14 protein-coding genes and 1 tRNA gene are annotated in these 13,209 nt (G+C 55.5%); 4 read left to right on the top strand and 11 right to left on the bottom strand.

What is annotated here, in order from left to right:
* Nucleotides 1–60 precede the first annotated feature (60 nt).
* The 3 genes from EDC38_RS02260 (at nt 61) to EDC38_RS02250 (ending at nt 1,946) form a co-directional block, all read left to right on the top strand.
* A complete protein-coding gene (locus EDC38_RS02260; protein ID WP_123637148.1) occupies nt 61–723 on the top strand; it encodes an SOS response-associated peptidase family protein in 663 nt (220 codons plus the stop codon).
* 88 nt (nt 724–811) lie between these two features.
* Entirely contained in the window at nt 812–1,177 is a 366-nt protein-coding gene (locus EDC38_RS02255) for a hypothetical protein (RefSeq protein ID WP_123637147.1), read from the top strand.
* Nucleotides 1,178–1,226: 49 nt separating this feature from the next.
* Nucleotides 1,227–1,946, top strand: coding sequence for a hypothetical protein (locus tag EDC38_RS02250; protein ID WP_123637146.1), 720 nt, complete (start codon nt 1,227–1,229; stop codon nt 1,944–1,946).
* A 14-nt stretch (nt 1,947–1,960) separates the two neighbouring features.
* Here the strand turns inward: EDC38_RS02250 and EDC38_RS02245 are convergent, their stop codons facing one another.
* The 10 genes from EDC38_RS02245 to thrS form a co-directional block, all read right to left on the bottom strand.
* Nucleotides 1,961–2,260 (bottom strand): hypothetical protein, encoded by a 300-nt coding sequence (locus tag EDC38_RS02245; protein ID WP_123637145.1) that lies wholly within the window; start codon nt 2,258–2,260, stop codon nt 1,961–1,963.
* A gap of 754 nt (nt 2,261–3,014) precedes the next feature.
* Nucleotides 3,015–3,091 (bottom strand) — tRNA-Pro (locus tag EDC38_RS02240).
* Between the two features lie 90 nt (nt 3,092–3,181).
* A complete protein-coding gene (locus EDC38_RS02235; protein WP_024459888.1) occupies nt 3,182–3,541 on the bottom strand; it encodes a MerR family transcriptional regulator in 360 nt (119 codons plus the stop codon).
* Nucleotides 3,522–3,830 carry an integration host factor subunit alpha gene (gene ihfA, locus EDC38_RS02230; RefSeq protein WP_024459887.1) on the bottom strand — a complete coding sequence of 103 codons (309 nt, stop codon included), beginning with the start codon at nt 3,828–3,830 and terminating at the stop codon, nt 3,522–3,524. Before ihfA ends, EDC38_RS02235 begins: the two co-directional genes overlap by 20 nt.
* Nucleotides 3,831–3,841: 11 nt before the next feature.
* The gene (gene pheT, locus EDC38_RS02225) at nt 3,842–6,223 is read right to left on the bottom strand and encodes a phenylalanine--tRNA ligase subunit beta (protein ID WP_123637144.1); all 2,382 of its coding nucleotides are present in this window, start codon (nt 6,221–6,223) and stop codon (nt 3,842–3,844) included.
* A 10-nt stretch (nt 6,224–6,233) separates the two neighbouring features.
* Nucleotides 6,234–7,247, bottom strand: a complete 1,014-nt coding sequence (gene pheS / locus EDC38_RS02220) for a phenylalanine--tRNA ligase subunit alpha (RefSeq protein ID WP_123637143.1) — start codon at nt 7,245–7,247, stop codon at nt 6,234–6,236.
* A 111-nt stretch (nt 7,248–7,358) separates the two neighbouring features.
* Nucleotides 7,359–7,718 (bottom strand): 50S ribosomal protein L20, encoded by a 360-nt coding sequence (gene rplT / locus EDC38_RS02215; protein ID WP_024459884.1) that lies wholly within the window; start codon nt 7,716–7,718, stop codon nt 7,359–7,361.
* Nucleotides 7,719–7,753: 35 nt separating this feature from the next.
* The gene (gene rpmI, locus EDC38_RS02210; RefSeq protein ID WP_024459883.1) at nt 7,754–7,951 is read right to left on the bottom strand and encodes a 50S ribosomal protein L35; all 198 of its coding nucleotides are present in this window, start codon (nt 7,949–7,951) and stop codon (nt 7,754–7,756) included.
* 61 nt (nt 7,952–8,012) lie between these two features.
* On the bottom strand, nt 8,013–8,603 hold the full coding sequence (infC, locus tag EDC38_RS02205; protein ID WP_425462016.1) for a translation initiation factor IF-3: 591 nt from the start codon (nt 8,601–8,603) through the stop codon (nt 8,013–8,015).
* 22 nt (nt 8,604–8,625) lie between these two features.
* Nucleotides 8,626–10,554 (bottom strand): threonine--tRNA ligase, encoded by a 1,929-nt coding sequence (gene thrS, locus EDC38_RS02200; protein ID WP_123637141.1) that lies wholly within the window; start codon nt 10,552–10,554, stop codon nt 8,626–8,628.
* A gap of 112 nt (nt 10,555–10,666) precedes the next feature.
* Here thrS and EDC38_RS02195 point away from each other — a divergent pair, with 112 nt between their 5' ends.
* Nucleotides 10,667–11,128: an EVE domain-containing protein gene (locus EDC38_RS02195; RefSeq protein ID WP_123637140.1), complete on the top strand. Its 462-nt coding sequence runs from the start codon at nt 10,667–10,669 to the stop codon at nt 11,126–11,128.
* A gap of 364 nt (nt 11,129–11,492) precedes the next feature.
* Here EDC38_RS02195 and EDC38_RS02190 read toward each other — a convergent pair whose 3' ends face one another.
* Entirely contained in the window at nt 11,493–12,899 is a 1,407-nt protein-coding gene (locus tag EDC38_RS02190; protein WP_123637139.1) for a family 43 glycosylhydrolase, read from the bottom strand.
* Nucleotides 12,900–13,209: the final 310 nt, after the last annotated feature.

The raw sequence follows: 13,209 nt of genomic DNA, 5'->3' as shown, positions 1-13,209 counted from the left end.
GGCACCCTACGCACCCTGATTGCGCTACACTGTTTCACTATAGAAACTGGAAAATCCCTTATGTGCGGTTATATCGGCAACCTCCATGAAGCCCCCGGCGTCATTGACCTGATGGAAGAACTCGGGATACTCCTCCCCCTGCCCTACTATCAGTCCTATCAACGCCGAATGCACCCTGCCCTCATCACCCAGGAGGGCGACAAATACGTTATATCCGAAGCCATGTGGTGGTACGCCCTCAAGCGAGAAGGCGACAAACTCGTCCCGAACCCCGATATCACCAGCTTCAACGCCCGCAACCTGGACGCCCCACTCTGGCGAGACGCCATCAACCACCGGCGAGGCATCATACTCGGCACTGAGATCGGTGAATCAAAAGACGGTAAACGCCACCTGATGCGGAGTAAGGAAGGATTGGCACTGGGTGCCGTCTATAAGGACTGGGAAGCCCCAAATGGCCAGATAGTCCGCTCTATGGCTGTAATCACCAGACCGCCACACCCACGGTTTTCAGAGTATCATGACAAATCTCTCCCTGCATTTTTACCTCTGAGTAAATGTACTTTAACCTCTTGGTTAAACCCTTATAATGACGCTCATGATGTCAATATATACAACATTCTGAACACATCTAAAATCTATAACGACCTAATCATTACAAGTGTAAGAACCTTTAAAAATGGAATCACTGTAGAACCAACGTGGCATCTAACTCGAGACTAACCTAACTGCATGTCAATCTTACAATTAAGCGCACTGAATGATTCAAGAAAGTTAGTCGTACCGAAACAAACAAAGGATTTCAGGAAAAATGTTCGATCAGCTCATAAAACCCACATACAGAACCAACAAAAGGCTTTTCATACTTTTCATCTCCATATCGATATTAGCCCCAACACTTTCGTTTTTCTTACCACCTCCGCCTGAAGAAGTTGCTGACATCTGGTTCCAAAGAAGTGGATCAATAACTGTAGTATTCTCACTCCTAGCAGAGCACCAAGCATTTATTATCAACTATAAGCTTTCACCAGAAAACAACCCAATATTAACGATGGGAGACATCAAAGACTACTTTGGAAAAGTAGCCAATAGATATACCATTTATGCCTTATCCATGGCCACATTAGGAACAGTTATTTGGGGTTACGGCGACATCGTTCACCGCATAGCTTCTTAGGCTAAACAACTACAACTTACCTGAAACCATTTTCTACAAGGGAAAAAATATGATAAGCACTCGATTTCTTGAAAAAGATCGAGCAACTCAAGAAAGATGGTTTAGAATGAAGCTCCATAAAAAATTTAGCCGGAGGATTCACACCCTATTTTTGTGGCGACTTCACAGAAAGCTAAACAAAGAATTTTATATCCGAGAAAAAACAATAAACGAAGCTATTGATAGCGTAGTGTCCGCGCATAAAAAAGTGGACTCTAAACTGTTCCCAGCAACCAAAGAGTTCTTCAATATTGCACTTTACTTTTTATTGGCGGAACGAGACGTTCAAGCATTAAAGGCAGACGCATTTTGCCATCCAAATGAAACAAAAAGAAATATTGCCTTAAGAACATTGTTATTAACTATATATGAATGGGACATGAGCAAAGTAACAGGCCGAAAAATGAAATTTATCTATGATGTTTCGTCCCTCTCTGACAACCTGAAGTCAGGCTTAGCAAAATCATTAAAGGACTTAAGGAGCGCAAGAAAGTCTGTCCAGAGAAACTTTTCTGAAACCAGGCATAATACTATTGCCCATAGAGAACCAGACGCCTTTTTACAACACGAAATAATTTTCAAACTAGATATTAGAAAACATTCTGCCGAAATCACTAAATTTTATGAAGCCTCCAACAAGGTACTATCCTACCTAACGCTTTCTACACAAGAAGTAAGCACAATGACTGGGCTATTCCGCCAAATACTGAACAACAGAACCAAAGCTTGACTATAAACCTTTGCTCAGTCGTCATTCCATTTTTCCGCATTATGCTCCCACCCTTCCTGATCCTCTGGATTTATCGGCCCTTCTACTTCATCGCAGTCTTCACACAAACCGTTAATCAGATCTTTCGGATCTTCATAATTCAAGCAGTCATATGAACCGCACTTTTCCATATGTGAGTACCTAGCACCAAAACAATCGTCGCAAATTTCTTCACCGTCTACTTCCCAGTAATGCAGTACGCTATATTCGTCTCTGCAGTTATCACAAAATATATCAGTCGTGGAAGAAATATTTCTTTCTCTAATTAAAGGCATTAGTAATCCTCAATTTTTATATGAATTTACAGCTAAAAAATTCCTCTCATGCTCCCTGCCACATCCAACGGTCCGCTACCTTTGCCGCGATTAACCGACCTTCCCTTGAGTCCCTAAGCGCTCCTTCGCCTCCTTTGTCATCGGGCTGATTTGCCCAACCTCTGGTAATTCCTCACCAAACACAAGCCAATGCCTGTATTCAGGAAAACATGATGCGATTGCAGTCAACTCGGCTGCCCTCAAAGCCACCTTGCGCCGCTGCACCTGGACAAACCTCGCATAGTCCACTCCCGTCTCTTCCAGGACTGACTTTTTGCTCCGGTCTGTGAATTTAAACAATAGGTCGAACCTATCTATATCGTCCATACGACATACAAATACATTTTGGGATTATTCCAATAATATGGAATAGCCCAAACTGTTGATTAGAAACCGTTCTGCCAAAGATATGCGGTCGTTAATGTGAAACATAGTGAGACAAAGCGCATGGACTTTCAAGAACTAGTAACAGAGACCCTCCGCTACGCTCCCCCAGTCATGCCCTGGGCAAAGTTCGCCGAGTGGATTTAGATGGGTGACGAACCCATAGTAGTGGCGATTGGCTCGTATGTGGCCAAATCCGAGAGTAACGGCGGGTGCGCGCTTTGCGCTTACCCGCCCTACGCGTGGTGAGGCAAAGCTAGGACCAAAAAGGAACCAGAAACGAAAAAGCCCCTGATTCCTTTTGGGAATCAAGGGCTTAAACATTGGTATTTGGTCGGAACGGCAGGATTTGAACCTGCGACCCCCACACCCCCAGTGTGGTGCGCTACCAAACTGCGCTACGCTCCGATTTTGGCTGGCTGTGAGCGGTGCCGTTGGGGCTCTCCGTCACAGGGATGGGCATGATACCGCAAAATCGTGATTTTGCAAGTGCCTGATTTAGCGGGTTTTCAGCACTTCCAGGACTTCTTCCAGCTCGGCGATCATCTGGCCGACGAGTTGGCTGAACTGGCTGGCGTCCTGCTGGGCCGTCTCCCCTTCCATCTGCTGGCGGGCGCCGCCGATGGTGAAGCCCTGATCGTACAGCAGGGCCCGAATCTGGCGGATGGTGAGCACATCCTGGCGCTGATAGTACCGGCGGTTACCCCGACGCTTGACCGGCTTGAGCTGGGGGAATTCCTGCTCCCAGTAGCGCAGTACGTGGGGTTTCACGGCGCAAAGCTCGCTGACCTCACCAATGGTGAAGTAGCGCTTGCCCGGAATTACCGGCAATTCGTCGTTATGGCTTGGTTCCAGCATAGGCTTCTACTTTGGCCTTGAGTTTTTGTCCTGGTCTGAAGGTGACCACCCGGCGGGCGCTGATGGGGATTTCTTCCCCGGTTTTCGGGTTGCGCCCCGGGCGCTGGCTTTTATCTCGCAGGTCAAAGTTACCAAATCCGGACAGTTTTACCTGTTCGTTGCTTTCCAGTGACCGCCGGATTTCCTCAAAAAACAGCTCCACGAGCTCTTTGGCCTCACGCTTGTTGAGGCCAAGCTCGTCGTAGAGTTTTTCGGCTAGATCGGCTTTTGTGAGAGCCCCGCCCGACATAGTTCTTATCCCTATCTGAGGGTGGCACAAAACTCCTCTTTCAAGCGTTCCACTACCCGCTCGACCGAGGCGTTGATCTCTTCCTCGTTAAGAGTGCGCGAAGCGTCCTGAAAGGTCAAGCCCAGAGCCACACTTTTTCTATGCGGATCAATACCTTTGCCCACATACACGTCAAAGACCTTTAAGTCTCGCAGTTGCTCACCGGCGTGGCTTTTGACGCAATCGAACAGGCTTTGGGCCGCCACGCCCCGATCGACCAGCAGCGCCAGGTCCCGACGGACACTGGGGAAACGGGACAGCGGCTCAAAGGCCGGCTTGCGGGCGGACTTGAGCGCCGACAGGGCCAGCTCGAACACAAATACCGCTCCAGGGATGTCCAGACCACGCTGGAGCTGCGGATGCAGGGTACCGATCACGCCCACCTGGGTCTCGCCCCGGTAAATGGCGGCGGACTGGCCCGGGTGCAGGGCCGGGTGGGCACCGGGCGCCATGCGGAACTCGTCACCGGCACCAGTGAGTGCCAGCACTGCTTCCAGGTCACCTTTGAGGTCGTAGAAGTCCACGGGCTCTTTGGCGTTGGCCCAGCCCTCGGGCTGTCGACTGCCATAGATCAGGCCGGCCAGCATGGGCTCCTGACGCAGCTTACCGTCTGCACCGGGGACAAACCGCTGCCCGCTCTCAAACAGGCGCACACGCTCCTGCTGGCGGTTCAGGTTGTGCTGAAGGGTCGACACCAACCCGGGCAGCAGCGTCGGGCGCATGACCGCCATATCGGCGCTGATGGGGTTGCGCAAAGCCACGGGCTCGATATCCGGCGCAAACTGCCGGGACAGTTTGGGCTCAATGAAGCTGTAGGTGATCGTCTCCTGATAATCCCGCGCCACCAGTTCCCGGCGAATACGCTCCAGGGACAGGCGCCCTTCCGGACGGGCCGGAACGCTCATGGCCGCGGCCAGACTGCGGGTCGGCAGGCGGTTGTAGCCGTAAATTCGGGCCAGCTCTTCCAGCAAGTCCGCCTCGATGGCCAGATCGAACCGGTAGCTGGGCACCGCGAAGGTCCAGCCGGCGTCGGTCTGTTCGGTCAGGGTCAGCCCCAGACCGGTCAGGATGGCTTCCACGTCTTCATCCGGCAATTCCAGACCCAGACCACTGGTCACGCGCTCGCGACGCAGACTGACGGTGCGATCGCCCGGCAGGTGGTACTCATCCCAGGCCTTGACCAGCGGGCCGGGCTCACCACCCACCACACTCAGCAGCAGCTCGGTGGCACGTTCCATGGCCTGTTCTTGCAGCTGGTAGTCCACACCGCGCTCAAAGCGGTGGGAAGAATCGGTATGCAGACCATAGCTGCGGGCTTTACCGGCGATGGCGACAGGATTGAAAAAGGCGCTTTCCAGGAAAATGTCCCGGGTTTCGGGGCCGACCGCGCTATCGCGACCGCCCATGATGCCCGCCATGGCCAGGGGTTTGTCCTGGTCGGCGATCACCAGAGTGCCCTCGGTCAGGGTCACTTCCTGATCGTCCAGCAGGACAAGTTTTTCACCCGCCTCGGCCAGGCGTACGTCGATACCGCCGCTGAGCTTGGCGAGGTCGAACGCATGCATGGGCTGGCCCAGCTCCAGCAGCACGTAGTTGGTGACATCCACCACCGCATCGACGCTGCGCAGACCGGCGCGGCGCAGCTTCTCCTGCAGCCACAGGGGGCTGGGGCGACTGATATCAATGTTCCGGACCACGCGACCGACATAGCGGCTGCAGCCTTCCGGCGCGCTGAGGGTCACCGGCCGGGTCTCGTCGTTGACCGGTTTGACCGGAACGATCTCGGGCTCATTGACCGACAGACGATTGAGAACGCCCACTTCCCGGGCAATGCCCTTGATGCTCAGGCAGTCGCTGCGGTTCGGAGTCAGATCGACTTCGATGATCTGGTCGTTCAGGCCCAGATACTCGCGCAGGTCGGTGCCGGTGGGCGCATCGACGGGCAGCTCCCACAGGCCGTCGTCATCATCGCCGGCTTCCAGCTCGGTCTGGGCGCAGAGCATGCCAAAGGACTCTACACCGCGCAGCTTGGCTTTCTTGATTTTGAAGTCGCCGGGGAGCTTGGCGCCGACGGTCGCGAACGGCACCTTGATGCCTTCACGGGCGTTGGGCGCACCGCACACCACCTGCCGGAGTTCATCGCCCTCGCCCGCCACTTTACACACGCGCAACTTGTCCGCGTCCGGGTGCTGTTCGACCGAGACGATTTCGCCAACCACCACGCCGGTGAATTCGCCCGCAACCGGGTCAACAGCATCCACTTCCAGGCCCGCCATGGTGATCTGAGCGGCCAGTTCATCGGTGGTGATGGCCGGGTTTACCCACTCCCGCAACCAGGATTCACTTACTTTCATAATCGGACTCTTAAAACTGTTTCAGGAAACGCAGGTCGTTTTCGAAGAACAGGCGCAGATCGTTCACGCCGTAGCGGAGCATCGCCATGCGCTCCACCCCGAGCCCAAAGGCGAAGCCACTGTAGACTTCGGGATCGACGCCAGAGGCGCTGAGAACGTTGGGGTGCACCATGCCGCAGCCCATGATTTCAATCCAGCCGGACTGCTTGCACACCCGACACCCCTTGCCGCCGCAATGGGTACAACCGATGTCCACTTCTGCCGAGGGCTCGGTAAACGGGAAATAAGACGGACGAAAGCGCACGGGCACATCGGCCTCGAAAAACGACTTCAGGAATTCGTCCACTGTGCCTTTCAGGTCGGCAAAGCTGATGCCCTTGTCCACCACCAGGCCTTCAATCTGATGGAACATGGGGGTATGGGTCAGATCCGAGTCACAGCGGTATACCCGTCCCGGGCAGATGATGCGAATGGGCGGCTTCTGGTTTTCCATGGTGCGCACCTGCACGGGTGAAGTATGGGTGCGCAGCACGTGGGTATCGTCCACGTAAAAGGTGTCGTGCATCGCCCGCGCGGGGTGATGGGACGGAATATTCAGGGCTTCGAAGTTGTGATAGTCATCTTCGATTTCCGGGCCCTCTTCCACGGTGTAACCCACCGCGGCAAAAATGGCTTCGATGCGCTCAAGCGTGCGAGTGACCGGGTGCAGGCCACCGGTCTGGTTGGCGCGGCCCGGCAGGGTCACATCCAGGGTCTCGGCGGCGAGCTGAGCATCGATGGCCGCTTTTTCCAACGCCGCCTTGCGCTCGTTCAGCGCGTCCTGAACCTGATTCTTGGCTTCGTTGATTTTCGCCCCGGCCGCAGGCCGCTCTTCAGCGGACAGCTTACCCAGGCTTTTCATCTGGGCACTGATACTGCCTTTCTTGCCCAGATACTCGACCCGGACCTTTTCCAGGCTGGCCAGGTCATCGGCGTCTTGTACCTGCTTGAGCGCCGCTTCGGTCAGCGCATTGAGATTTTCCATCAGTCAAAACCCAAATTCTTTGGTTTATTCAATAAAAAAGGGGAACTGAAACCAGTCCCCCCTCTTATCGCGCTCATTCAGACACGTTACCGTGTCAGACGTTGTTGACGATTAAGCAGCCAGAGCTGATTTAGCCTGTGCAACAACGACGGCAAACGCCGCTTTGTCGTGAACGGCCAGATCGGCCAGTACGCGACGGTCGAGAACGATGTTGGCTTTCTTCAAGCCGGCGATCAATTTGCTGTAAGTCAGACCTTCAGCGCGGGACTGGGCGTTGATACGCGCGATCCACAGCTGACGGAAGTTACGCTTCTTGTTGCGACGGTCGCGATAAGCGTACTGACCGGCCTTGATAACCGCTTGTTTGGCTACGCGGAATACCCGTGAACGGGCTCCATAATAACCTTTTGCAGCCTTAAGAACTTTCTTGTGACGACGGCGTGCTTCCACACCACGTTTTACTCGAGCCATTATTTACTCCTCAAAAAATTTCCGGTTGCAACCGATCAGTTGGAACGCAACATGCGCTTGACGGCCGGGACATCAGCTGCATTCAGCATGCTGGTGCCACGCAGCTGACGCTTGCGCTTGGTGGTCATTTTGGTGAGGATGTGGCTTTTGAAAGCGTGCTTGTGCTTAAAACCAGCCGCGGTCTTCTTGAAGCGCTTGGCGGCGCCACTGTGTACTTTAGCTTTTGTTGCCATGGGATAAAAACTCCGCATTCATAGGTAAATAAACAGTAACTCAGGCAGCTAAAAAGCCCAGCTACTTCTTCTTTTTCGGGGCGATCACCATGGTGAGCTGCCGGCCTTCCATCTTCGGCTTCTGCTCGACGGTGCCCAGCTCAATCAGGTCCTGTTCGATGCGATGCATGACATCCATCCCCAGTTCCTGGTGAGCCATTTCCCGGCCGCGGAACCGTAAGGTTACCTTGGCCTTGTCCCCGTTCTCCAGGAAACGCACGAGGTTGCGTAGTTTGACCTCGTAGTCCCCTTCCTCCGTCCCTGGACGGAATTTCATTTCTTTGATCTGCTGCTGCTTCTGCTTCTTCTTGGCAGCCGCCTTGGTCTTCTTGATTTCAAACAGGTGCTTCCCGTAATCCATCACCTTACAGACGATGGGGTCGCTATCGGGCGATATTTCCACCAGATCCAGGTCCGCGGATTGTGCCGCCTCGAGCGCGTCGGCCAAGGGTACAACACCGATTTGGTCGCCATTGGGGCCAATCAGGCGCACCTCACTGGCTTCAATTTGATCGTTAATCCGAGCTTTTTTGGACTTGCCTTTAGGCGCTGGTCGTTTGATAGCTGTTATCTCCTGTTTGTTGAAAATCTGAGCTGGCCCGTCCGTCTGCAACGAGCGGGCCTGAGCCCTGCCGTTACTGGGACTGACTCCGTCCGCGCTGGGCCACATCGGCCGCCAGGCGTTCGGCGAAGTCTTCCACGCTCATTACCCCCAGGTCTTCGCCCCCGCGCGTGCGCACGGCGAGAGCCCCGGATTCCATCTCCTTGTCGCCGATCACGAGCAAATAGGGAATCCGCTGAAGGGTGTGCTCGCGGATTTTAAAGCCGATCTTCTCGTTTCTCAAGTCCGAAATGACCCTAAACCCTTTATCTCGCAAGGTTTTTTCCACTTTTTGGGCATATTCGGCCTGATTGTCGGTAATATTCATCACCACCGCCTGCTCCGGCGCCAGCCAGGCGGGGAAAATTCCCTCGTAATGTTCGATCAGAATCCCGATAAAACGCTCAAAAGACCCCAAAATGGCCCGGTGGAGCATGACCGGCACCTGACGGGAACCATCTTCGGCCACATATTGGGCGTCCAGACGGCCCGGCATGGAGAAATCCACCTGAATGGTACCCAGCTGCCAGACCCGGCCAATGCAATCTTTCAGGGAGAATTCGATCTTGGGCCCATAGAAGGCGCCCTCCCCCGGCAACTCTTCCCAATCCAACCCCTTGGCGTTCAGGGCCTCGGCCAGAGCCCGCTCGGCCTTGTCCCAGCTCTCGTCACTGCCAACCCGCTCTTCCGGGCGGGTGGACAGGCGGTAGATGATCTCGTCAAAGCCGAAATCCCGATAAACCTCGTGCAGGAAGTCGATAAAATCCGCCACTTCCGGCTGAATCTGGTTCTCGGTGCAGAAAATGTGGGCGTCATCCTGGGTAAAGCCGCGCACCCGCATGATGCCGTGCAGGGAGCCGGAGGGCTCATTGCGGTGACAGGAGCCGAACTCCGCCAGGCGCAGGGGCAGATCCCGGTAGCTCTTCAGGCCCTGATTGAACACCTGCACGTGGCAGGGGCAGTTCATGGGCTTGACGGCAAAATCCCGATCTTCGGACTTGAGGGTGAACATGCCATCCCCAAACTTGTCCGCGTGGCCGGATTTCTGCCACAGGGTCATATCCACCACCTGCGGGGTGCGGATTTCCTGGTAGTCATGGCGATGCTGCATGTCGCGCATGTAGTTTTCCAGGGTCTTGTAGATGGTCCAGCCCTTGGGGTGCCAGAACACCATACCCGGCGCCTCTTCCTGGGTGTGGAACAGGTTGTGCTTTTTGGCCAGCTTGCGGTGGTCGCGCTTTTCCGCCTCTTCCAGGCGCTGGATATAGGCCTTGAGCGCCTTTTTGTCGTTCCAGGCGGTACCGTAGATGCGCTGCAGCTGCTTGTTGCTGGAGTCGCCCCGCCAGTAGGCACCGGACACCCGCATCAGCTTGAAGTAGCGCATCACGCGGGTGTTAGGCACGTGAGGGCCGCGGCACATGTCGACGTATTCTTCGTGGTGATACAGACCGACCGCCTTTTCACCGGCGGCGATCAGGTCATCGACCAGCTCGACTTTGAAATCTTCTCCCCGGTCGGCGAACACTTCACGGGCCCGCTCGATCGGTGTCATCTCTTTGATGACGTCGTAATCTTTCTTGATCAGCTCCTGAACGCGCTTCTCGATGGCCTCCATCTCCTCGGTGGTAATGGGGTGCGGCGCGTCGATGTCGTAATAGAAGCCGTCTTCAATCACCGGACCGATGGCCATTTTGGCCTCCGGGATCAGTTGTTTGACGGCGTGACCCACCAGGTGGGCGAAGGAGTGCCGAATGACTTCGAGCCCTTCCGGGTCGCGGCCGGTGATCAGGGTAATCTCGGCGTCGTCCTCGATCAGCTCGCAGGCGTCAACCAGCTTGCCGTTGATACGGCCGCACACGGTGGCCTTGGCCAGGCCGGGGCCGATATCTTCAGCCACTTGCATCAAAGTGACCGGCTGGGAAAATTCGCGTTTGGAACCGTCGGGCAGTGTAATGACAGGCATGGTGTATCCTTGATGTCAGTGGTGACCCCTACCAAAGGCCACGTGCGTTTTGACTCCGGCGCGGCAGGCCGGAACGGCGTAAACCCGCCATTATAGAGAGGTAGTAAGCGGCATGGCAAATTACTGGTTGTTTAAGTCGGAACCGGATGAGTACGGTATCGAGGATTTGCGCAAGGAGCGGGACGGTGTGGGCCGCTGGAACGGGATTCGCAATTATCAGGCGCGCAATTTTCTGCGCGATGAGGTGGTGGTCGGTGACGGTGTGTTGATTTATCACAGTCAGTGCAAGGTGCCGGGTGTGGCGGGCACGGCCAAGGTGGTGAAGGCGGCCTATCCGGACCCGGCGCAGTTTGATTCGGCGAGTGATTATTTTGATCCGAAGGCGACGAGGGAGACTCCGCGCTGGTTTTGTGTGGATATTCAGTTTGATTCGGCGTTTGATGAGGTGGTGCCGTTGAAGGCGATCAAGCAGCAGGAGCCGTTGGGTGAGATGGTGCTGTTAAAGCAGGGCCGCCTGTCGATTCAGCCGGTCACGGCGAAGGAATGGAAGTACATTCTGAAAATGACTTCTTGATGTTGGGTGGTTTTTGGAGGGGCGGTCCGGAGTGGGGTGAACCTATCCAAGACACGCCGTAAACCCATGATGTGCATGGATGCACGAATGCCGCGATGGCATGGATGCCAAAGAGCGGCCCATGGGGGCTCGCATCGCGGGCCCCCCGGTCCACGGTCTTGGATAGGTTCACCCCACTCCGGACCTAAGTGCCACAATCATCCAAGGCAGCATGTTCGCGTAGGGCGGATAAGCGCGAAGCGCGCATCCGCCGTTACCCAGGCGTTGAGGTGACTACAGGAAGTTATTGTGGAGGCATCACGGGTATTTACGGCGGATGCGGCTTTCGCCTTATCCGCCCTACGCCACCTTAATCACGACAAATTTATTCGGTGGGAATAACGTCAAACGTCGCCACTTTACGCTCAGACGCCGAGCCCGGCTGCCCCAAGGTCAACACACCGCCATTCACCATCAGGTAATGTTCACGATTCTCCAGCGAACGGAAGGACGCACCCTCTCCCGCCAGACCGCTCACCCGCTCAAAGGTCGCCGCACGAGCGAATTCGTCGGTACCGTCGTGCTCAACAATGGCGACATCGCCGTCTTGCGCCACCAGGTAGTAGCCCATACGGGTTTCCGGCTGAAAGGAGACGGTGTTGCCGCCCTGCTCTACCAGGGGTTCGACATGCCATTTGTACTGCCAATGGTCGTCGGCATTGAGTTCGGCCAGGGTGGCTTCTTCGCCGTCGCCGTAGCGCACGTATTCATCGGTATTTGCATGACTCTGCAGCGCCTGAGCGGCGTGCGTGATGCCGGAGGCGGTGGGTGTCAGTTTCTTGATGGTGCCATCGGCGTTGTACTCCAGGAATTCCATGGAGACGGAGCGGCGGAAGTTGCCGCCGGTGGGCAGTGCGGAGGTGTGGTAGATGAAGTAGTCTTCACCCTCGTACTCCAGAATCGCCTGGTGGCTGGTGCCGCTGTCTTCGAGCACGTCCATCAGCAGGCCTTTGTATTCCCAGGGGCCTTCCGGGCTGTCGCTCATGGCGTAGGCCAGCTCTTCGGGGTAGTTCATGGCGTAGGTCAGGTAGTATTTGCCATCTTTCTCGTGCACCCAGGGCGCTTCGGTGAAGGTGCCGGGCATGTCGAACTCGACTTTGTGGACCTCGCCGTCGAACTCGATCATGTTGTCTTTGAGTTTGGCGTAGTAGAGGTGGGAGTTACCCCAGTACAGATAGGCCTGGCCGTCGTGATCAATGAACACGCTCGGGTCGATGTCGTCCCAGCTGTGGCTGTGTTCGATCATATGAGGCGCCGGCTCAGTGTCGTTGGGGTCGATCAGCGGTTTGCCCAGGGCATCTTTCCAGCCGGTGACCGGATCGTCGGACACCGCTACCCCCAGGGTATAGCCGCCCTGCCAATCGCCTTCTTCGGGCACTGGCATGCGCACCGTGGTGTACCAATAGAACTTACCGTCGCGCTCAACCGCCTGCGCGGCCCAGGCGGAGTCGCCATCGGCCCACTCGAAAATGGTGCGCGGCACCTCGCCCTCGAGGGTCCAGTTTTCCAGGTCGGTTGAGGAGTAGATGTTCCACTCCTTGAGGACAAAGAAATCCCCATCCACTGTGGCCTCGTCATGGCCCACATACAGGTAGACCTTACCGTCGTGGACCAGGGCGGCCGGGTCCGCGCTGAAGCGTTCGGTAATGATGGGGTTGTCCGCCTGAACGCCCGCCGCACCGGCGAGGCCAATCAGGGTGGCGCCCAGAGTGCGCTTGAAAGATGTCGACATGGTGTTCTCCTGCTTGCCATTGTTATGAAATCATTGGTATTCTGAATATCATAATACAATTCAAACAGAAGAATCCAGATCTAAGAGGTTATTCATAAGGCCGGGCAGGGATGGGGTAGACCTTTAAAGACACGCCGTGAACCCATGATGTGCATGGATGCACGAATGCCGCGATGGCATGGATGCCAGAGAGCGGCCCCTGGGGGCTCGGATCGCGGGTCCCCCGCTCTACGGTCCTGAAAGGTTGGTCCCAGCCCGGGCCTCAGTGCCACATTCATACTCAGTGTTGAGGTAGCGATAGTCGAATTAC

Origin of the sequence: Marinimicrobium koreense, from assembly GCF_003762925.1 — a bacterium.
In the GTDB taxonomy this organism is placed as follows: domain Bacteria; phylum Pseudomonadota; class Gammaproteobacteria; order Pseudomonadales; family Cellvibrionaceae; genus Marinimicrobium; species Marinimicrobium koreense.
The sequence above is the reverse complement of the archived record's forward strand: the minus strand, read 5'-3'. Positions and strand labels throughout refer to the sequence as shown.

Excerpts from the sequence above, each read along its gene's own strand:
- pheS (WP_123637143.1), bottom strand. The coding sequence starts at position 7,247 with ATGGAAAATCTCAATGCGCTGACCGAAGCGGCGCTCAAGCAGGTACAA.
- EDC38_RS02235 (WP_024459888.1), bottom strand. The coding sequence starts at position 3,541 with ATGCTGGAACCAAGCCATAACGACGAATTGCCGGTAATTCCGGGCAAG.
- EDC38_RS02260 (WP_123637148.1), top strand. The coding sequence starts at position 61 with ATGTGCGGTTATATCGGCAACCTCCATGAAGCCCCCGGCGTCATTGAC.
- EDC38_RS02255 (WP_123637147.1), top strand. The coding sequence starts at position 812 with ATGTTCGATCAGCTCATAAAACCCACATACAGAACCAACAAAAGGCTT.
- rpmI (WP_024459883.1), bottom strand. The coding sequence starts at position 7,951 with ATGGCAACAAAAGCTAAAGTACACAGTGGCGCCGCCAAGCGCTTCAAG.
- EDC38_RS02250 (WP_123637146.1), top strand. The coding sequence starts at position 1,227 with ATGATAAGCACTCGATTTCTTGAAAAAGATCGAGCAACTCAAGAAAGA.
- EDC38_RS02195 (WP_123637140.1), top strand. The coding sequence starts at position 10,667 with ATGGCAAATTACTGGTTGTTTAAGTCGGAACCGGATGAGTACGGTATC.
- ihfA (WP_024459887.1), bottom strand. The coding sequence starts at position 3,830 with ATGTCGGGCGGGGCTCTCACAAAAGCCGATCTAGCCGAAAAACTCTAC.
- pheT (WP_123637144.1), bottom strand. The coding sequence starts at position 6,223 with ATGAAAGTAAGTGAATCCTGGTTGCGGGAGTGGGTAAACCCGGCCATC.
- EDC38_RS02245 (WP_123637145.1), bottom strand. The coding sequence starts at position 2,260 with ATGCCTTTAATTAGAGAAAGAAATATTTCTTCCACGACTGATATATTT.
- rplT (WP_024459884.1), bottom strand. The coding sequence starts at position 7,718 with ATGGCTCGAGTAAAACGTGGTGTGGAAGCACGCCGTCGTCACAAGAAA.
- EDC38_RS02190 (WP_123637139.1), bottom strand. The coding sequence starts at position 12,899 with ATGTCGACATCTTTCAAGCGCACTCTGGGCGCCACCCTGATTGGCCTC.
- thrS (WP_123637141.1), bottom strand. The coding sequence starts at position 10,554 with ATGCCTGTCATTACACTGCCCGACGGTTCCAAACGCGAATTTTCCCAG.